At 73.6% G+C, this 19,344-nt stretch carries 16 protein-coding genes and 1 pseudogene; 6 read left to right on the top strand and 11 right to left on the bottom strand.

What is annotated here, in order from left to right; translation table 11 throughout:
- Window positions 1-249 precede the first annotated feature (249 nt).
- The 3 genes from IE99_RS0108220 to IE99_RS0108210 all read right to left on the bottom strand — a co-directional run bounded on the left by IE99_RS0108220 (window position 250) and on the right by IE99_RS0108210 (window position 2,998).
- Window positions 250-1,683, bottom strand: coding sequence for an aldehyde dehydrogenase (locus tag IE99_RS0108220; protein WP_030166119.1), 1,434 nt, complete (start codon window positions 1,681-1,683; stop codon window positions 250-252).
- 192 nt (window positions 1,684-1,875) lie between these two features.
- A complete protein-coding gene (locus tag IE99_RS0108215) occupies window positions 1,876-2,319 on the bottom strand; it encodes a cytidine/deoxycytidylate deaminase family protein (RefSeq protein ID WP_030166116.1) in 444 nt (147 codons plus the stop codon).
- Entirely contained in the window at window positions 2,312-2,998 is a 687-nt protein-coding gene (locus IE99_RS0108210) for a RibD family protein (protein WP_030166114.1), read from the bottom strand. The genes IE99_RS0108215 and IE99_RS0108210 overlap by 8 nt, the downstream gene beginning before the upstream one ends.
- A gap of 166 nt (window positions 2,999-3,164) precedes the next feature.
- Here IE99_RS0108210 and IE99_RS0108205 point away from each other — a divergent pair, with 166 nt between their 5' ends.
- Together IE99_RS0108205 and IE99_RS0108200 are read left to right on the top strand one after the other, a co-directional pair.
- Window positions 3,165-4,298 carry an exonuclease SbcCD subunit D gene (locus IE99_RS0108205; protein WP_030166111.1) on the top strand — a complete coding sequence of 378 codons (1,134 nt, stop codon included), beginning with the start codon at window positions 3,165-3,167 and terminating at the stop codon, window positions 4,296-4,298.
- A complete protein-coding gene (locus tag IE99_RS0108200) occupies window positions 4,295-7,258 on the top strand; it encodes an AAA family ATPase (protein WP_030166108.1) in 2,964 nt (987 codons plus the stop codon). Before IE99_RS0108205 ends, IE99_RS0108200 begins: the two co-directional genes overlap by 4 nt.
- A 267-nt stretch (window positions 7,259-7,525) precedes the next feature.
- Here IE99_RS0108200 and IE99_RS0108195 read toward each other — a convergent pair whose 3' ends face one another.
- Window positions 7,526-7,969, bottom strand: coding sequence for a MarR family winged helix-turn-helix transcriptional regulator (locus IE99_RS0108195; protein ID WP_211258757.1), 444 nt, complete (start codon window positions 7,967-7,969; stop codon window positions 7,526-7,528).
- 90 nt (window positions 7,970-8,059) lie between these two features.
- On the opposite strand from IE99_RS0108195, the gene IE99_RS0108190 reads away from it, so the two are divergent.
- Window positions 8,060-9,037 carry an SMP-30/gluconolactonase/LRE family protein gene (locus tag IE99_RS0108190; RefSeq protein ID WP_084219371.1) on the top strand — a complete coding sequence of 326 codons (978 nt, stop codon included), beginning with the start codon at window positions 8,060-8,062 and terminating at the stop codon, window positions 9,035-9,037.
- Between the two features lie 86 nt (window positions 9,038-9,123).
- On the opposite strand, the pseudogene IE99_RS28965 reads toward IE99_RS0108190, so the two are convergent.
- Window positions 9,124-9,847, bottom strand: a pseudogene (locus IE99_RS28965) (transposase family protein).
- Between the two features lie 736 nt (window positions 9,848-10,583).
- Between IE99_RS28965 and IE99_RS0108180 the strand changes: the two are divergent.
- On the top strand, window positions 10,584-11,771 hold the full coding sequence (locus IE99_RS0108180) for an MFS transporter (protein WP_169744403.1): 1,188 nt from the start codon (window positions 10,584-10,586) through the stop codon (window positions 11,769-11,771).
- A 36-nt stretch (window positions 11,772-11,807) separates the two neighbouring features.
- Here IE99_RS0108180 and IE99_RS0108175 read toward each other — a convergent pair whose 3' ends face one another.
- A complete protein-coding gene (locus IE99_RS0108175) occupies window positions 11,808-12,386 on the bottom strand; it encodes a TetR/AcrR family transcriptional regulator (RefSeq protein WP_030166096.1) in 579 nt (192 codons plus the stop codon).
- A 57-nt stretch (window positions 12,387-12,443) separates the two neighbouring features.
- Between IE99_RS0108175 and IE99_RS0108170 the strand changes: the two genes are divergently transcribed.
- Window positions 12,444-14,621: an MMPL family transporter gene (locus IE99_RS0108170; protein WP_084219369.1), complete on the top strand. Its 2,178-nt coding sequence runs from the start codon at window positions 12,444-12,446 to the stop codon at window positions 14,619-14,621.
- 18 nt (window positions 14,622-14,639) lie between these two features.
- On the opposite strand, the gene IE99_RS28960 is transcribed toward IE99_RS0108170, so the two are convergent.
- From IE99_RS28960 to IE99_RS0108145, 5 genes are all read right to left on the bottom strand, one after another.
- Window positions 14,640-15,284, bottom strand: a complete 645-nt coding sequence (locus IE99_RS28960) for a TetR/AcrR family transcriptional regulator (protein ID WP_037558935.1) — start codon at window positions 15,282-15,284, stop codon at window positions 14,640-14,642.
- Between the two features lie 64 nt (window positions 15,285-15,348).
- A complete protein-coding gene (locus tag IE99_RS0108160; RefSeq protein WP_030166086.1) occupies window positions 15,349-15,669 on the bottom strand; it encodes a GroES family chaperonin in 321 nt (106 codons plus the stop codon).
- Between the two features lie 27 nt (window positions 15,670-15,696).
- Window positions 15,697-16,644: a DMT family transporter gene (locus tag IE99_RS0108155; protein ID WP_030166083.1), complete on the bottom strand. Its 948-nt coding sequence runs from the start codon at window positions 16,642-16,644 to the stop codon at window positions 15,697-15,699.
- 131 nt (window positions 16,645-16,775) lie between these two features.
- On the bottom strand, window positions 16,776-17,543 hold the full coding sequence (locus IE99_RS0108150) for an SDR family NAD(P)-dependent oxidoreductase (RefSeq protein ID WP_030166080.1): 768 nt from the start codon (window positions 17,541-17,543) through the stop codon (window positions 16,776-16,778).
- A 9-nt stretch (window positions 17,544-17,552) separates the two neighbouring features.
- A complete protein-coding gene (locus IE99_RS0108145; protein WP_037558934.1) occupies window positions 17,553-19,010 on the bottom strand; it encodes a flavin-containing monooxygenase in 1,458 nt (485 codons plus the stop codon).
- A 45-nt stretch (window positions 19,011-19,055) separates the two neighbouring features.
- Between IE99_RS0108145 and IE99_RS32990 the strand changes: the two genes are divergently transcribed.
- The gene (locus IE99_RS32990) at window positions 19,056-19,253 is read left to right on the top strand and encodes a hypothetical protein (RefSeq protein ID WP_030166074.1); all 198 of its coding nucleotides are present in this window, start codon (window positions 19,056-19,058) and stop codon (window positions 19,251-19,253) included.
- Window positions 19,254-19,344: the final 91 nt, after the last annotated feature.

Below are 19,344 nucleotides of genomic sequence, written 5' to 3'. Positions count from 1 at the left end.
AATCGATCACGACCGCCCGACCAGACGCCACAGGGGAGCAGCGACGCTCACCGCCATCGCCCAGGCGGCATTCTCGACCGAGCCGAGGGGGCCCACGCCAGACCCGGACCATCGGGCACCGTCGCGACGGCGCAGGGCCGTACCGGCCGGGCGCCCGTCACGGACGGCCCCGGGCCGTACCACCGGACACCGGCATACCGCCGGGTCGTGCCGGCCGGGCACCGCTGCGACGGCGCCCGGCCGGGGAGATCAAGCGGGGTGGGGGATCGACTTGTGCTCGACGTAGGCGGCCAGGCCCTCGGGGCCCAGCTCGCGGCCGAGGCCGCTGTTCTTGTAGCCGCCGAAGGGGGTGTTCGGGTCGAGGGTGTACATGTTGACGCCGCAGCTGCCGGTGCGGATGCGGCGGGCGACCTCGACGCCGTGGGCGGGGTCGGACGTCCAGACGGAGCCGCCGAGACCGTAATCGCTGTCGTTGGCGATCCGGACGGCGTCGTCCTCGTCGTCGTAGGCGATGAGGGCGAGGACCGGCCCGAAGATCTCCTCCTGGGCGATCCGCATGTCGTTGCGGACGTCGCCGAAGACGGTCGGGGCCACGTACCAGCCGCGGTCGTGGGGGCGGTTCAGGCCGCCGGTGATGACCTTGGCGCCCTCGTCCTGGCCGATCCGGATGTAGTTCTCGACGCGCTCCTGCTGGTTGCGGGTGACGAGGGGGCCGACCTCGCTGGCGTAGTCGGCGGGGTCGCCCACGGTGAGGCCGCCGACCATGGCGGCCAGGGCGTCGGCGACCTCGTCGTAGCGGGACCGCGGCGCGAGGATGCGGGTCTGCGCGGCGCACGCCTCGCCGTTGTTCATGAGCGAGGCCAGCTTGAAGCCCTCGATGGTGGACGCGAGGTCGGCGTCCTCCAGGATGACCGCGGCGGACTTGCCGCCCAGCTCGAGGGTGACGCGCTTCAGCTGCTCGCCGCAGACCGCGCCGATCTTGCGCCCGGCGGCGGTGGAGCCGGTGAACGACACCTTGTCCACGTCCGGGTGCGCGACGAGGTAGGCGCCGACCTCGCGGCCCGCGGGGACGATGTTGACGACCCCGTCCGGGATCCCCGCCTCCTTGATCCACTCGGCGAGCAGGTAGGAGTCGAGAGGAGTCTCCGGGGACGGCTTGGCCACCACGGTGCAGCCGGCGATGAGCGCGGGGGCGAGCTTGAGCATGAGGGTGAACTGCGGGACGTTCCACGGGACGATCGCGGCGACGACCCCCACGGGTTCCTGGGTGACGGTGACGGGGCCGAGCATGCCCTGCCGCTCATCTTCCCAGGGGTGGGTGCGCGCCAGATCGGTGTAGTACTGCAGGACCATCTGCGGGATGGCGGCCTGGCCGAACACCGAGAACAGGATGGGGGAGCCCATCTCGGCGGTGACGAGGTCGGCCATCTGCTGCTGCCGCTCGGCGTAGATGGCGGACAGCCGTCCGACGATGTCGGCGCGCTCGGCGGGCGTCATCCGGGGCCAGGGGCCGTGGTCGAAGGCGCGGCGGGCGGCGGCGACGGCCGCGTCGATGTCGGCCTCGGTGCCGTCGGGGACCCGCCCGATGACCTCCTCGGTGTGCGGGGAGATGACCTCGATGGTGCCGGTCCCGGCCGGTGCCGCCCACTCGCCGCCGATGAACAGCCGATCGTGCTCGCGCATGCTGCCTCTGCCTCCTGCCCGAGGGCCCTTCCATGACCGAATGCTTGCTTGGCGTCAGCATGACACGCGCCCCCCTGGCGTTGGCAAGAGCAAATGAGACGGGAGTCTCATCTGATCTCGGGGCGTCCGTCTGGGACGCGGCGGCCGGTTCCCGCCGGAGAGCGCGGACGGGCCGCGCCGAGCGGATCGGTCTCAGACCTCGGGGCGCCCGAGGAGGTGGGCGTTGGGCGCACGGGCGAGATCGGCCAGGTCGGGAAGCTCGACCAGTTCCACGCCCGCGTCCGCGAGCACCTCCGCGCCCGTGCCCTCCACGAAGATCGACGGCTCCCGCCACGCGAACACGACCCGGGACGCGCCGGACGCGGCGATCAGCTCCGCGCAGGTCCGGGGCCGGGACGCGCGCCGCCCGCACGGCTCCAGCGAACTGTAGACGGTCGCGCCGCGCAGGTCGCCGCCCGCCTTCGCGAGCGCGGCCTCCTCCGCGTGCTCGTTCTGGTCCCGCTCGCGGGAGTGGCCGCGCGCGATCTCCCGTCCGTCACGCCCGACGATGACGGCACCGACGGAGAACGCGCTGCCGGAAGGGGGGCACAGGGCGGCGAGCTCGCAGGCGAGCCGCAGCCAGTCCGCGTCAGGCACGTCCGGCTCCCGTGAGGTAGCGCAGCAGCGCCAGGTCGCCGATCCGGGTGATCTCCGCCAGCCGCATGGGGTGCGCGGGCGACTGCGGGAACACCCCGGACCGCACGAACCGCGGCCCGGCCGGGTCGCCGAGGAAGAACGGAGCCACCACGACCTGAAGCTCGTCCACCAGGCCGGCGGTCAGGAACAGCGTGTGGACGGCGCCGCCGCCCTCGACCATCAGCCGCCGGACGCCCCGCGCAGCGAGGTCGGCGAGGACGGTCTCCGGCGTCAGCGGGTCGCCCGTGTCGACCACCTCGGCGTGCCCGTCCAGCCGCCCGGCGAGCGCGGCGGCGGTGCCGGACGGCGCGTACACCAGCTTCGGCGCGGTGCCCGTGGTGAAGAACCGCGCGCCGGGGTCGAGGTCGCCGCTCCATGTCAGCGTGACCTTCGTCAGGTCGGCCGGCAGCCCGCGCGCGACCCGCTGCTCGCGCCGGGACGGGGACCGGATCAGCAGCTGCGGATCGTCGGCCCGCACGGTGCCCGCCCCGACGAGGATGGCGTCGCAGCCGGCCCGCACCGCGTCGACCCGGTCGAAGTCGGCGGCACTGGACAGCCGCAGCCGCTCGGGGCTCGCGTCGTCGATGTACCCATCGACGGACATCGCGCAGCTCAGCAGCACATAAGGACGCTCGCTCACGCGGCAAGCCTAAGGGCCGCCGCACCCTGCCGGCCCACCCCGGGCCACCGCCCCGACACGACCACTGGCGGATGGGGTGCGGGTGGGAAACGGGGAAGATCGTTTGGTATGGGGCGGCGTTTCCGTTCCGGATGTGTCGGAGGCGGCCTCTAGGGTTTGCCGTGACATGAGAATCCTGCACACGTCCGACTGGCATCTCGGCAGATCGTTCCACCGTGAGGACCTGCTCGCCGCGCAGGAGCGGTTCGTCGACCACCTGGTCGAGACCGTCCGGGCCGAGCGGGTCGGGTGCGTCGTGGTCTCCGGCGACGTCTACGACCGGGCGCTGCCGTCCGTGGACGCCGTCCGGCTGTGCGACGACGCGCTGCGGCGGCTCAGGGAGCTGACCCGCGTCGTGCTGATCGCGGGCAATCACGACTCCGCGCACCGGCTCGGGTTCGGGTCGGCGCTGATGGACGATTCGGGTGTCCACGTCCGCACGGACTTCAGGCGGGTGGGGGAGCCGATCCTGATCGGGGACGCCGCGTTCTACGGCGTCCCGTATCTGGAGCCCGAGATCGTCCGGCATGAGTGGGAGCTGGCCGAGCGCGGCCATGCGGCGACGCTCGGCCAGGCGATGCGGCGCGTCCGGGACGACATCGCGCGGCGGGGGCCGGGGACGCGGTCGGTCGTCCTGGCGCACGCGTTCGTCACGGGCGGCGAGCCCAGCGAGAGCGAGCGCGACATCTCGGTGGGCGGTTCGTCGCACGTGCCGGCGTCGGTGTTCGCGGGCGTCGACTACGTGGCGCTCGGCCATCTACACGGCGCCTGGGCGGTGACCGACCGCGTCCGGTACTCGGGGTCGCCGATCGCCTACTCGTTCTCCGAGGAGCGGCACGTCAAGGGCACGTGGCTGGTCGACCTGCGGGAGGGCGGGGTCGCCGCCGAGTTCGTCGAGGCGCCGGTGCCGCGGCGCCTCGCCCGGATCCGGGGCCGCCTCGACGCGCTGCTCACCGACGCGTCCTTCGCCCGGTACGAGGACCACTGGCTGCAGGTCACGCTGACCGACGCGCGCCGCCCGCCCGCGGCGATGGAGCGTCTGCGCGGCCGGTTCCCGCACGCCCTCGTCCTCGGTTTCGAGCCCGAAGGGGGCGGCGCGGACGGAGCCCCCGCGTGGGCCGAGCGCGTCCGCGAACGCTCCGACCTCGACATCGCGGGCGATTTCGTCGCCGAGGTCACGGACGGGCCGGCGTCCGCCGCCGAACGGGTCCTGCTGCAGGAGGCGTTCGAGGCGTGCCGCCGCAAGGAGGCGCTCACGTGAGGCTGCACCACCTGGAGGTGAGCGCCTTCGGGCCGTTCTCCGGGACGGAGACGGTCGACTTCGACGCGCTGTCCGACGCGGGCCTGTTCCTCATCCAGGGCCGGACGGGCGCGGGCAAGACGAGCATCCTCGACGCGGTGTGCTTCGCCCTCTACGGGCAGGTCCCGGGCGCCCGCAGGGCGGTGAAGGGCCTGCGGAGCGACCACGCGGCACCGGGCGACGTCCCGCGCGTGGTGCTGGAGACGACGATCCGGGGCCGCCGGCTGCGCATCACCCGGACGCCGGAGTGGGAGCGGCCGAAGCTGCGCGGGTCCGGGACGAAGAAGGAGCAGCACAAGGTCGTCCTGGAGGAGTTCGCGAACGGTTCCTGGACGGGCCTGTCGATCCGCATCGATGAGACGGCCGACCTCGTCCAGCGGCTCCTCGGCATGGACGCGACGCAGTTCTGCCAGGTGGCGCTGCTCCCGCAGGGGGAGTTCGCCGGATTCCTGCGGGCGAAGGCGGACGACCGGCGCAAGGTCCTGGAGAAGCTGTTCGCCACCGAGGTGTTCGCCCAGGTGGAGAAGTGGCTGGCCGAGCGGCGCGCCGCCGCGGGCCGCGACGCCGACGGGCTGGCGTCGGACGCGATGGCGATCGCGGGACAGATCGCGGAGAGGGCCGGCGGGCGGCCACCGGAGGACGTCGACGCGCTGCCGGCGTGGGCGGCGGAACTCACGGGGGTGCACGACGACGTCCTCGCGGTGACCGAGGCGCTCTCCGCGGAGGCCGTCACGGCCGAGGACGCGGCGCGCGCCGCGCTGGAGAGCGCCCGGGGCGTGGCGGAGCGGCGGCAGCGGTACGCGCACGCCCTCCAGCGCCGCGACGCCCTGGCCGGACGCGCCGAAGAGCATTCGCGGGTCGCGTCCCGGCTCGACGCCGCCGCGCGCGCCGACCGGGTCGTCCCGCTGCTGCGGGAGGTGCGGCAGCGGCACGCGACGGAGCGGCAGGCGCGCGCGTGGGCGGCCGAGACCCGGTCGCGGGTCGCGGAGCTGCTGCCGCCCGGCGCGTCCGAGGACGTCCTGGTCAAGGCCGAACGCGACCGCCGCGACGAGATCGCCGCACTGGACGGCCGGCGCGCCGACGCCGCGCGCCTGAGCGGCCTCGACGACGAGGTCACCGCGCTGGCCCGCGAACTGGCGCGGCTCGAACCCGAGGAGGCGCGGCTGGCCGCGGCCCTCGCCGACCTGCCCGGCGTCGCCGAGCGGCAGCGGGCCGAGTTGGAGGAGGCGCGGGTCGCCGCGGCGGGGCGGGCGGGCGCGGCCGCCGCGGTCGCCGACGTCCGGCGGCGCCTCGACGCCGCCCGGCGCCGCGACCAGGTGGAGGACCTCCTCGCGGCGGCGGAGGACGCGCACCGCGCCGCGGTCGACGCCGCGCAGGACACCCGGCAGCGCGTCCTCGACCTGCGCCAGGACCGGCTGAACGGCATGGCGGCCGTCCTCGCCGAGGAACTCCGTGACGGGGAGCCGTGCCGGGTCTGCGGCTCGCCCGAGCATCCCGCGCCCGGCACGTCACACGTCCCGATCCCCACGGAGGACGACGTGGAGGCCGCGCAGGCCGCCGCCGACGCCGCCCAGCACGTCCGGGAGCGAAGCGGCCAGAAGGCGGAGGGCCTTCGCGCCGAACGCGACGGCCTGCTGGAGGCGGCCGGGGAGCTGACCGTCGAGGCGCTCTCCGACGAACTCGCCGAGGCCGGCGAGAACCTGCGGGCGCTGGAGGCCCGCGCCGCGGAGGCCGACCGCCTCGAAGGCGTCGTGCACCGCGCGGAACAGGAACTCGACCGCGTCCGGGACACCCATCAGGTGGTCGCGCAGGCCCTCACCGCGAACCGGGCGCGCCAGGATGAGCTGGACTCCGAACGGACCCGTCTCCGCGCGGCCCTGGACGAGGCGCGCGGCACCGACCCCACCCTCGAGGCCCGTGTCGACCGCCTCGGCGGGGAGGCCGCCGGGCTTGCGGAGGCCGCCGAGGCGCTGCGGGAGGCGGGACGGGCCGGCGCCGAGCTGGCCGCCGCCCGCGCCCGCGCGAAGGCCGCCGCCGTCGACGCGGGCTTCCGCGGCCCGGACGAGGTCGTCGCCGCCGAGCTGCCGGACGAGGACCAGGCCGCCCTCCGCGACCGGATCCGCAGGCACGAGGACGAGGAGGCCCTCGTCCGCGACCTGCTGCGGGACCCCGAACTCCGCGCCGCCGCGGCCGCCCCCGCCCCCGGCCTGCCCGCCCTGGAGGCGGCCGTCGCCGCGGCGGAGGCCGCGCGGACCGGTGCCGCGTCCGCCGCCGACCGCGCCCGGCACCGGCGGGCACGCCTCGCCGAGCACCGCGTCCGCCTGGACACGGCCGTCCGCGCCTGGCGTCCGGCCGCGGAGGCGCACGCGGTCGCGGCGCGCCTCGCCGGGCTCGCGTCCGGCAGGCACCCGGAGAACCGCCACGCGATGTCGCTGCCGGCGTACGTCCTGGCGGCGCGGCTGATGCAGGTCGTCGCCGCCGCGAACGAACGCCTCACGCGCATGTCCGGCGGCCGGTACGAGCTGGTCCACACGACCGACAAGTCGGCGGGCGACCGCACGCGCGGCGCCGGCGGCCTCGGCCTCCGCGTCGTCGACGCCTGGACGGGCCAGGAACGCGACCCGGTGACCCTGTCCGGCGGCGAGTCGTTCATCACGTCGCTGTCCCTCGCGCTGGGCCTGGCCGATGTCGTCACCGCCGAGGCGGGCGGCGCCGAGATCGGAACGCTCTTCGTCGACGAGGGCTTCGGCACCCTGGACGAGGAGACCCTCGACGAGGTCATGGACGTCCTGGACGCCCTCCGCGACGGCGGCCGCGCCGTCGGCATCGTCAGCCACGTGGCCGAACTGCGCGCCCGGGTCCCCGCCCAGTTACGCGTCCGCAAGAACCGCGACGGCTCCACCATCACGATCGCCACCTGACCGCCCGCCCCACGGACACCTGACGCCCGCGCCGGACCCCGGACCCGACGCGTGCGCCCAAGGGCCATACCCGGATGGACGGGGCGAAAGGCGACTCGGGGCGTGTGACTGCTGAGCGTGCCGGGCCGGGCGGCCCGACGGGGCGTGTGGGTCAGGTGGGCTGACGGCGTAACGGGTGGGCCATGGGTTGCGGCAGGGGGCCCGCTTCCGGCCCGATGGGGTTGCCGCTTCGGCCGGGTGAAAGGGGCGGTGGCCTTTGCCCGTTCGTCAGGGGGTGCGGGTGCCGTCCAGGTAGGTGATGCAGCGGCTGAGCAGTTCGACCAGTGCCGCGTGCTCTGCGGGCGTGAACTCGGCGGCGAGGCCGCGTTCCACGCGGACGGCACGGGTGTCGGCGGAGGTGAGGAGCTCCTGGCCCGCCGAGGTCAGGCGGGTCTCCAGGATGTTCCTGTGCCACTCGTGGGGGGTGCGCTCGATCAGGCCGCGTTCACCGAGGTTCTTCAGGACGGTGTTCATGGTGGGCGGCGTGACCGCGCAGGCGCGGGCCAGCGCGGCGGCGGAGATGCCCGGGTTGTCGGCGAGGTGGAGCAGCGCGGCGTACTGCGGCACGGTGAGCCCGCTCGGCTTCAGGGCGGCGCTCTTCGCCGCGCCCAGGGCCTGCTCGGCGCGCTTGATGTGCGAGCCGAGGCGTTCGGAGACGGGCATCGAGGTCATGGCCGCATGGTAGCCGGATCGAAACGAACGTTGACGAGTATTAGAGTTCTAACTATCGTTCGTATGCATTCTAATGATCGAGGAGGGTTCATGAACTTTCTGCGTCGTTCCGTCACCGTCCTCGCCCTGGTCCTGCCGTCCGTCTCGCCGGCGCCCGCGGCCGTGGCGGCCGTCCGTCCGGACGAGGTCCGGATCACCGCCGCGTACGCGCTGCCCGGCCCGCGCGTCCATCCCGAGGGCATCGCCGCCGACCCGCGCGGCCCCGCCCTGTACGCGGGGTCGTTCGCGGACGGCACCGTCTACCGGATGACGCCCGGACGCCGGACGGCGGAGGTCTTCCTGCCCGCCGGCACCGACGGCCGCCGCACGGCCAACGGGCTGAAGGTGGACCGTGCCGGGCGGCTCTGGGTGACCGACTCCTCGTCCGGCGTCATCGTGTACGACACGCGGAGCCGCCGCGCGCTCGCGCGGTTCACGGTGCCCGGTGACGGCGGGCGGTTCGTCAACGACCTCGCGCTGGCGCCGGACGGCACGGCCTACCTCACCGACAGCGTGCGGGCCGTCGTGTACCGCGTCACGGCGCGGGACCTCGCGAAGGGCGGCGGTGCCCTCGTCCCGTACCGCGACCTGCGCGGTGCGCTCGAGCCCCACGCGCCGGACGCGTTCACCCTGAACGGGATCGTCGCCGACCCGGCCGGCCGGTACCTGCTCACGGTCGACATGACCGGCGGGGACCTCTACCGGATCGACCTCGCCGGCGGTGCGGTGCGCAAGGTCGTCCTGCACGGGGGCGACATGCTGCACGCCGACGGGCTGGAGCTGCGCGGCGGGCGGCTTTGGGTCGTCCACAACGTCGACAACGCCATCAGCCGGTGGCGGGTCGCGCCCGACGCGCGATCGGCGCGCCGGGAACGGCGGGTCGCGGACGGAGCGCTCGGGCTGCCGACGACGCTGGTCCGCGAGCGGGGCGTGCTCTACGTGGTGCGGTCCCAGTTCGACCGGGGCGGGCCGCTCGGCTCCGGGGTGCCGGAGACGCCGTTCACCATCGCCGCGGTCCGGGGGATCTGAGCGGTCGGACGGCACGACGCCGGGTGGGGTGAGGCCCCGTCCGGCGTCGCCGCGTTTTCAGGCACTTTCCGCTGAGTGAACCCTTTTCATCCTCGGACGAGCTGGTAGTTCTGTAGGACGGCGATGGCCTTGACGAGGTGGCCGGTCTTGCTGGGGCTGCAGCGGAGCTTGCGGAGCGGCTTCCATGACTTCAGCTGGGCGTTCGCTCGTTCGCCGGGTCCGCGGAGCTGGGCATGCGAGCGATTGGCCTGCTTCTGGGACTCGGGCTTGTCGCGGCCCTTGTCGGCCAGCGTGAGGATCCCGACCTTGTCCAGCTCCCGCGAGTTGCCCCACACGCGGGCGGCGGTCAGATCATGGGTGCTGCCGGGGCATGGCACCCGACGTCCACAGGATCGTCCCGTCGGGTTCGGCGATGACCTGCACATTCATGCCGTGGTGGCGGTGCTTGCCCGAGTAGTGGGGCCGGTCGGCGCGGACCCGGTCGCAGGCGATGAGCGTGCCGTCCAGCACCAGCAGGTGCATCCCGTTGCGGGTCGCCGTGCGCAACGCCGTCGTCAGCTTCGGTGACCGGGCCGCCAGCAGCGCTACGGCCTCCTGGACGTACCGCCAGGCCGTGCTGGTCGACACCGCGAAACCCGCGCCGAGTTCGGTGAACGTTTCGCCTTTGCGCAGGTGAACCGGGACCAGCAGGGCTTGGCGACCGGGGTTGAGCAGCCGCCAGGGCGACCCGATCATCGTGCGGTGCCGGCGGATCACTCCGGCCAGGTGGTTCAGCGTTGCACGCGACAAATCGACGGCGGCACGGTACAAAAGCTTGCGAAGCCCCTGGTTCGGACGCGGTGGTTGTGGTGATCAACCCGTCTACCAGGGGTTTCTTCGCATCACCCGCCGAACTCCCACATCGCGATCATGCTGTGATCGACGTCCGCCCAAACGGATGAAAAAGGGTCAATGTCTTAGCTGCCCTGAAGGCGACATTTGTCGGTGATCGCGCTTTGAGAGCAGCGGTATTTCGGCGGGGTGATTCGGCGTGTCTTTGCCTGCTTCCTGGTTTATCTCGCTGCGGTGACATCGGGTAACGGTCTTGTTCCCCAGTGTGGATACCGGCTGGTATATCAACTCCCTTACGATCGACGTCCAAGCCGAGTTCGGTGAAGTTTCGGTATTCACTTTTCCTCCGGAAGGGCTGTTGTGGGTCATTTTCCACGGTCGTTACCGCAGGTGAGGGGGCTGGGCGAGTCCGGTGCGCCGATGTCGGCGGCCGACTGGCGGAACCGTCGCATTTTACGTCTCCACATGGCGGTGGTTCCGGCCGAGATCCGAGAATCCGTGATTTCGTGCGGTCGCCACGGGTGGCCGCCGCGGGGTTCTGTGCTCTTTCTGCTCGGTCCTTTCCCGGTGGATTTGGTGATGTGCGGAGCGGTTCCCCGTCCCCATGCGTCGGGGGGCCTGCTGACGGACGGCGATGCGTCCGCGTGCGCGCGTTTCGGAACGTTCCAAAATCGGCGCGGCCGTCGCGTGCGCGCACCCCAGGAGGGAGTCGACCGTGACCAGAGGAGAATCCGGTGGTGCGCGCACCGCGGCGGGCGGCGCGGGCGCGCCGCCCGTCCGCCAGGTGGTCCGGCTTCGGGCCGCGCGGGCGGCGGTCGGCGCGTTCTTCTTCGCGAGCGGCGCGGCGTCCGCCACCTGGGCGGCGCGGGTGCCCGCCGTCCGGGACGCGCTCGCCCTGACGCCGGGCGGCCTCGCCACCGCGCTGACCGGGCTCGCCGCCGGGGCCGTCGCGGGGCTGCCGCTCGCCGGGCTGCTGGTGTCGCGATGGGGGAGCCGGCGGGTGCTGGGCGCGGCCGTCCTGTACCTGTCGGTGCTGCCCGTCATCGCGGCCGCTCCGCGGCTGTGGTGCCTGACCGGGGCGCTGTTCGCGTTCGCGGTCGGCAACAGCATCGTCGACGTCGCCATGAACACCCAGGGGGCGCTGGCCGAGCGGGCCGGGTCCCGGCCGGTGATGGGGGGCCTGCACGCCCGGCTGAGCCTCGGCGGGGTGGTCGGGGCGGCGGCCGGCGGGTTCGCCGCCATGGCCGGTCTGGCGACCGCCGTGCATTTCCTGATGATCGCGCTCGTGCTGTCCACGGTGTGCGCGGTCGCCGCGGCGTTCCTGCTCCCGGACGAGCCGGGTGCGCCGCAGCCACGGCTCGGGCTGCCGACCCGCGGTCTCTGGATCCCCGGCCTCATCACCTTCTGCGCGCTCATGGGGGAGGGGATGATGAACAACTGGGGCTCGGTCTATCTGCGCGATGTGGCCGGAGCGTCGCCGTGGATCGCCGCGGTGGGCTTCGCGGTGTTCTCCGCCGGCATGGTGACGGGCCGGCTCGCCGCCGACCGGATCCGCGGCCGGATCACCCCCGGCGCGTTCCTGCTCGGCTGCGCGATGCTCGCCGTCACCGGTGCGCTCACCGCGATCGGGCTGCCGTCGCGCTGGACGGCTCTCACGGGGTACGCGCTCATCGGCCTCGGCCTGTCCGCCATCGTGCCGGTGACGTTCAGCCGCGTCGCCCTCCGCGAGCCGCACGAGCCGGGTCCCGCGATCGCGGCGGTGTCGACGGTCGGCTACCTGGGCTTCCTCGCCGGCCCGCCGATCGTGGGCCTGCTCGCGGAGGCGGCGGGCCTGCGCGCGGTCATGCTCATCATGCTGGCCCTGATGGTGACCGTGATCTGCCTGGCGGCGCGCCTGAGGTGACGGCGAGGCGGCACGCGGCGGACGCCACGGCGACCGTCACCGCTCCTGGTCCCGGATCAGCGCCGCGACGGCGCCGGTCGTGAAGGCGGTGACGTCGGACGGGTCGCGCCCGCGGTCGATGGCGCGGACGGCGGCGTCGACCAGCGCCTGCACGGCACCCTGGAGAAGATCGGGATGGCGGGCGTCCAGGTCGCGGACGGCGTCGGTGAGCAGCGTCTCCAGATCGCGGTGCAGGGCCATGATCCGCTTCATGGCGGCAGGGGACAGGGACGTCCGCGCGAGTCCCGCGTACCAGCCGTGGTCGCCGCTCGCGCCCTCGGCGATGTTGGCGCGCGCGTAGGCCAGCACGCGCTGCGCCGGATCGGCCTCGGCGTCGACGGCGCGGCGGACGGCCTGCGTCCAGCGCGGGAAGTCGCGGGCGACGACGGCCTCGATCAGGTCGTCCACGCTGGTGACGTACTTGTACACGCTGGAGCGCGCGATGCCGACGCGCCGGGCGACCGCGCCGGCGGTGAGCTCGCCGCCCGCGCGGAGGACCTCCTCGGCGGCGTCGGTCAGCGCCGCCTCCATCCGGACGCGGTGCTCCCGGACGGTCGGTGCGTTGATCTTCGGCATCGCCGCTATGCTACCGAGCGATGTTAGCGACACCCTGTTTCTAAGTTGAAGGGTCCCATGTCGGCTCTCCTGCGGGCCATGCTCGCCTCCAAGCGCTCGGCGGCGCTCACCGTCGCCCTGTGGATCGCCCTGACGTTCGTGCTCGCCGCGATCGCCCCCGATCTGAAATCCGTCGAGAGCACCTCGTCGAGCGGAACCCCGGGGGACAGCCCCTCGGCCGCCGCGCAGCGCGAGCTGGAGCGGGCGTTCCCCGGCAGCGACGCCCTGCCCGCGATCGTGGTCGTCAAGGGGAGGACCCCCGCGGAGACGGCCGCCGCCGTCGCGGCCGTCACCCGCGCGGTTCCCGACCGGCTCGGCGTCCCGGTGTCCCCGGCCTGCGGGACGGACGGCACGCGGCCCGGCACCGACTGCGTCCCCGGCGGCGCCGGGCTGTCGTCCGGCGACCGCGGCACGCGGCTGGTGATCGTCCCGGTCGGCGGCGACCCCACGAGCGACGCCTTCCGGGACGCCGTCACCGGCCTGCGGGACGCCGCCAAGGGCGCGGCGCCCGGCGCCACCGTCGCCGTCACCGGCCCGGCGGGGATCATCGTGGACACCGTCAAGGTGTTCTCCAGCGGAGACAAGGTGCTGCTCCTCGGCACCGTCCTGCTCGTCCTGCTGATCCTCCTCGCCGTCTACCGGGCGCCCCTGCTCGCCGTCGTGCCGCTGCTCGCGGTCGGCGTCGCGATGCGGATCGCCCAGGCGCTCGGGGCGCTGCTCGCCGACGCGGGCATCATCACGATCAGCGGGCAGACCGCCTCCATCATGACCGTGCTGCTGTTCGGCGTCGGCACGGACTACGCCCTGATCATCACCAGCCGCTACCGGGAGGCGCTGCTCGACGCCCCCGACCGGTCCGCCGCGATGCGGGACGCCATGCGCGGTGTCGCCGAGTCCGTGCTGAGCAGCGCCGCGACGATCGTGCTCGCCATGTTCGCGCTGCTCGCCTGCGTCACCCCCGCGCTGCGCGGGTTCGGGCCCTACCTCGCGCTCGGCGTCGCCGTGATGGCCGTCGTCGCGTTCACGTTCATCCCCGCCGCCGTGCTGCTCGCCGGACGCGCCGTGTTCTGGCCGTTCCCGGAGGCGACGATGGCCCGCCGCGCGACCGGCGGCGCGGTCTGGCGGCGCGCCGCCGACCTCGTCGTGGACGCCCCGCGCCGCGTCCTCGCCGCGACGCTCGCGCTGCTCGCGGTGCTCTGCCTCGGCATGACCGGGTACGAGGAGAGCTTCGACTTCGTCAGCGGGTTCCGGGTGCAGACCGACTCGGCGACCGGGCAGGAGCTCATCGACCGGGACCTCGGGCCCGGCGAGGTCGCGCCCGCCACCCTGCTCGTCCAGGGGCGGGGCGTCACGCCCGCACGGGCCGAGGCGGTGGGCGAGGCGGTCGCGGGGACGGACGCGGTGGCGCGGACGGCGTTCGACCCGCGCCGCGACCTCGCCGGCGGCGCCGCGAGGATCACCGTCGTCCTGAAGGAGCACCCGTACGCGCCCGCCGCGATGGACGCCGTCGGACCGGTGCGCGACTCGGCCGCGAAGGCGGCGCGCGACGCCGGGATCGCGGAGCCCCGCGTGCACCTCGCGGGGCCGACCGCCGAGACCGCCGACAACAGGACGGCCCTGGATCGGGACCTGCGCGTCATCGTCCCGCTCGTCCTGCTCATCGTCGGGCTCGTGCTCGCCGGCCTGCTGCGGTCGCTGCTCGCGCCGCTGTACCTCCTGGCCACGCTGCTGCTGTCGTTCTTCGCGACGGTCGGGCTGACCGTCGTCCTCGCCCTGGAGATCGGCGGCGACCTCGGGATCGGCAACCGGGTCACCGCCTACGTGTTCATCTTCCTGGTGGCGCTCGGCGTCGACTACAACATCTTCATCATGAGCCGCTACCGGCAGGAGACGGGGCACCTGCCGCCGGTCGAGGCGCTGCGGGCCGCGATCACCCGCACCGGCGGGGTGGTGTCGTCGGCGGGCCTCATCCTCGCGGGCACGTTCGCGGTGCTGATGACGCAGCCGATCCGGGAGCTGTACCAGTTCGGCATGGCGATGGCCATCGGCATCCTGCTCGACACGTTCGTGGTGCGGCCGCTGCTGGTGCCCGCGATCGTCCGCCTCCTCGGCGACCGCGCCCTGTGGCCCCGCCGCGCCGCCGCGGGCGCGGGGGAGGGCGCGGGCGACCGGGTGGCGGAGCACACCGGCCGGTGACCGCCGGGCCGGGCGGCGTCAGAGCAGGTCGCGGGTGGCGGCGGAGACCGGTGCGGTGAGGACGGCGACGCCCGCGTCGACCAGGTCGGCCGCGAGCAGCTCGCGGTCGGCCGCCGCCCGGCCCCGGTGGCCCGCCTCGATGAGCCCCTCGTGCTGGGCGAGGGTGTGCAGCAGCAGGCCGACGAAGAAGTCCCGCCGGTGCGACCGCACCGGCGGCGGGAGGTCGGCGATGCACCCGTCGATGCGGGTGAGAAGCCGGTACAGGGCGCGGGTCCAGTCCTCGGCGCCGAGATCGTAGGGCGCGATCCGCGCGACGTAGAGGGCGTTCGCCACGAACCGCAGGAACCGGCTCGGCCGGTCCGGGGTGCCGAGCCGCTCGATCATCGGGCGGACGAACACCTCGACGAGCGCGCGCAGGTCCCCGCCCCGGCCCTGGTCGTCGAGGTCGGCGAGGCGCCGCAGCTGCACCTCGTTGGTCGGCCCGAGGCGGTGCCGGTAGATGGCGGTGACCAGTGCCTCCTTGGTGCCGAAGTGGTAGGCGACGGCCGAGGTGTTGCGCTGCCCGGCGGACGCGGCGATCTCGCGCAGCGACACGGCGTGGACGCCGCGCTCGGCGAACAGCCGCTCGGCCTCCTCGATCAGCCGCGTCCGCGTGTCGGTCACGGGATCAGTGTGGCACCGCCCGGCGCGACGCGGGTGCGATGGACCGCGCCGGCCGGCGAGCGCGTCAGAGGTAGAGGCCGGTGCCGTACTCGGGCCGCTCGTTCGCGATCGCGTGCAGGTCGCGCTCGCGCATGACCAGGTAGTCCTCGCCGCGGATCTCCACCTCGAACTGGTCGCCGGGGTGGTACAGGACCCGGTCGCCGACCTTGACGGTCCGGACGTGGTGGCCGACGCCGCAGACCTCGCCCCACACGAGGCGGTTGGCCTGCTCGACCGTCGCCGGGATCACGATGCCGCCGGTGCTGCGGCGCTCGCCGCTCTCCTTCTCGACTCTGATCATGACGCGGTCGTGGAGCATCTGGACTTCGAACCTGGGGTCGGACACGCCCGGGAGTTTATCCGTTCGCCCGGGTCAGGACGTCGAGCGGACGCCCTTGCGGGCGAGCACCGGCGCGTCCGCGAGGGAGGGGTCCTCGTAGCGGGGGAACGCCACGAGCGCGACGAGCGCCAGGGTGAACCCGGCGGCGCGCAGCAGGAACGGCAGCGTGTCGCCGGGCCAGTCCTCCCCGAACAGCACCGTGCTGCTCACCATCAGGTAGGAACGGCCGATCACGGTGAGGACGACCGCGACGATCGCGACGCGGCAGCGCTGCAGCGCGACCTGGAGCTGGCCGAGCGAGATCGCGGCCAGGCCGATCGTCAGCCACGGGTACGCCGACTCCAGGACGGCCTGGACGCTGCCGGTGTCCTGGTAGACGATCGAGATCCCGCGGATGCCCGCCTCGGCGAGGCCCGCGCAGGCGCCGGCCCCGATCCCGTACGCGACCCCGGCGAGCTTGCGCGCGTGCCGGCCGCCCGCGCGGCGGTCGCCGACCAGCCACACCAGCCCCGCGATGATCACGGCGGGGGCGCACACCGCGATCATCGTCCAGGGCTCGCGGAGCACGTCCATGAGCGTGGCGTCGGCGCGCAGGTCGCCCTCCGACCCCGCCGACAGGCCGATGAGCATCGTGGCGAGGACGAACAGCGTGATGCTCGCCCATTCGCGGGGGCTGAGCCGCTCGCCGAGGAAGCGGACCGCGTACGCGACGAGGAACACCAGGCTGACCGCGAAGATCGGCTGCGCCACCGACAGCGGCAGCGCGGTGAACGCGATCACCTCGTAGCCGAGGCCGAGGAACAGGATCAGCCCGCCGGCCAGCCAGATCGGGTCGGTCAGCATCCGGAACGCGACCTCGAACGGCCGGCTGCCGCGCAGCGGCGGCATCCGCCGCGCGGACGCCCGGAAGACGAGGAACGCGATGTAGTACGCGGTGGTCGCGATCAGAGCGAGGGCGGCGTGGCCCAGGTCGTGACCCATCGGGACGGCCTCTCGGAGACGGCATCGGGGGGCGTCTCGTTCGGGCGCGCCCCCGAACCGACTTGCGTTTTCACACTGCCCTGTGACCGCAGTGGTGACAAGGGCGTGGCCGCAAGGAGAACGCCGGCCCGCTAGTCGTAGCGGCGGCCGGTACCGGCCGACAGCCGGGAGACCAGCCGGCGGGGCAGCAGCCGGGTCGCCCCGACGAGCGCCTTGTACTGGACGCTCGGGACGCTGACCGTCACGCCGCGCCGCAGGTCGCGGAGCGCCGCGTCCACCACGGCGTCCTTGTCGAGCCACATGAAGCCGGGCACGCCGGACACGTCCATCTCCGCGCGCTCGTGGAACTCGGTGTGGACGAATCCGGGGCAGAGCGCCATGACGCGGACTCGGCCGTCCGAGCGGGCGGCGATGTCGGCGGCGACGCCCTGGCTGAAGCTCACCACCCACGCCTTCGACGCCCCGTACGTGCCGCGCGTCGCGAACGCCGACACCGACGACACGTTGAGGACGCCGCCTCGCCCGCGCTCCAGCATCCACGGGAGCGCCGCGTGGGTGAGCCGCAGGACGGCCTCGCAGTGCACCTTCAGCATCGTCAGCTCGTCCCGCACGGGGACGTCCAGGAACAGGCCGGTGTGGCCGAACCCGGCGTTGTTGACGAGGAGGTCGACGCCCGCGCGCACGCGCTCCTCGGCGGCCAGCAGGCCCTCCTCCGCCGACAGGTCGGCCCGCAGCGTCTCCGCCTTTACGCGGTACCGGTCGTTCAGCTCGGCGGCGGCCCTCTCCAGCCGCTCCCCGTCGCGGGCCAGGAGGACGAGGTCGAATCCGTCGGACGCGAGGCGGCGGGCGAAGGCGGCGCCGATGCCCGCCGTCGCGCCGGTGATGAGTGCGGTCGGCATGGAACGAGCCTAATCGTCCCGGTGCGCCCGGACGCGGAAGTGGCGCGGGTCGGGCCGGCGGGTCGCGCGGCGGTACGCGAAAGTGAAGCCGGGCCAGTTGTTGACGACCTTGCCGTCCTCGGTCTTGTACCAGCTGTCGCAGCCCGCGTCCCAGACGGTCGAGCGCAGGCGCTCCTGCATGTCTCGGGTGAACGCGTCGAGCACGTCCGGCCGCACGTCGATCCAGTCGAGGCCGTGCCGGCGCAGCGCCTCCACGCAGCCGAGGACGTACCGGAACTGCGACTCGAGCATGTAGATGATCGAGTTGTGGCCGAGGTTGGTGTACGGCCCGTACAGCACGAACAGGTTCGGGAAGCCGCTGACGGTGATGCCGAGATGCGCCGTCGCGCCGTCCCGCCACGCGTCGCCGAGCTCCCGCCCGTCCAGGCCCGTGACCTTGATGGGGGCGAGGAAGCCGGACGTCTGGAACCCGGTCGCGTAGACGATGACGTCCACCTCGTACTCGCGTTCCGCGGTGCGGACCCCGGCCGGGGTGATCCGCTCGATCGGGTCGGTGACGAGGTCGACGTTCGGCCGGGTGAGCGCCGGATAGTAGTCGTTCGAGATCAGGATGCGCTTGCACCCCATCGGGTAGTCGGGGACCAGCTTCGCCCGCAGCTCCGGATCGCTGATCGCGTCGTCCAGCGTCCGGCGGAAGCGCTTCTCCAGCAGCCTCATCAGCCCCGGGTACCGGATGAATCCCAGCGCCCGCGCCTCGTACAGCGCGTACGTGCGGGCGCGGTTCAGCGCCTGCAGCGGCGGCAGCGCCTTCAGCGCGGCCTGCTGCCACGCCCGGTAGGGGGCGTCCGGCTTGTCGATGACGTACGGCGCCGACCGCTGGAACAGCCGCAGCTCCTTCGCGTCCCGCGCGATCTCCGGGACGATCTGGATCGCGCTCGCGCCCGTCCCGATCACCGCGACCCGCTTGCCCCGCAGGTCGGTGCCGTGGTCCCAGCGCGCCGAGTGGAAGCTCGTCCCGGTGAAGTCGCCGCACCCCTCGATCGGCGGCGGGACGGGGCGGTTCAGCTGGCCGCACGCCGACACCAGCACCCGCGCCTCGAGCTCCCCGCCGCTCGTGGCGACCCGCCAGAGCGCCGCGTCCGCGTCGAAGCGGGCCTCGGTGACCTCGGTGCCGAACCGGATCCGCTCCAGCACCCCGTACGTGCGCGCGCAGTGCCGGAGGTAGTCGAGGATCTCCGGCTGCGGGGGGAACCGGCGCGTCCAGTCCGTCTTGCGCTCGAACGAGAACGAGTACAGGTGGGACGGGACGTCGCACGCGGCTCCGGGGTAGGTGTTGTCGCGCCAGGTTCCGCCGAGCCCGTCGGCCTTCTCCAGGACCACCACGTCGCGGATCCCCGCCTCCAGCAGCCGGATCGCCATCCCGATCCCGCCGAACCCCGCTCCGATGACCACCACGCTGTGCGGCATATCCGAACCTCGTTCTGTCGCCGTAGGACCGAGCGTAAGTGACCTGTGAGTCACGGGGAAGGGCGTCAGCCGGAGTTCGCGGGCGCGCAGATCCGCCATCTCGGCCTCAGCCACGTCGACGCCGCGCAGCTCGCGAAGGCCCGCGCGATTCCCGGCACGTCGTCCCTCGCCCACCTGGAGGAGAACACGGCCGCCGCCGCCCTGGAGCTCACCCCGCAGGACCTGGCGGACCTCGCGGCCTAGATCGTTGATGGGGGTTTGCTGAACCGGCCGCGGGCATGGCGAAGGGCGCCCATGATCAGTGTGTGAAGACAAACCTGGACGCCCTTCTGAC

This window comes from Spirillospora albida (genome assembly GCF_000718255.1).
Classification (GTDB): domain Bacteria; phylum Actinomycetota; class Actinomycetes; order Streptosporangiales; family Streptosporangiaceae; genus Spirillospora; species Spirillospora albida.
The sequence above is the reverse complement of the archived record's forward strand: the minus strand, read 5'-3'. Positions and strand labels throughout refer to the sequence as shown.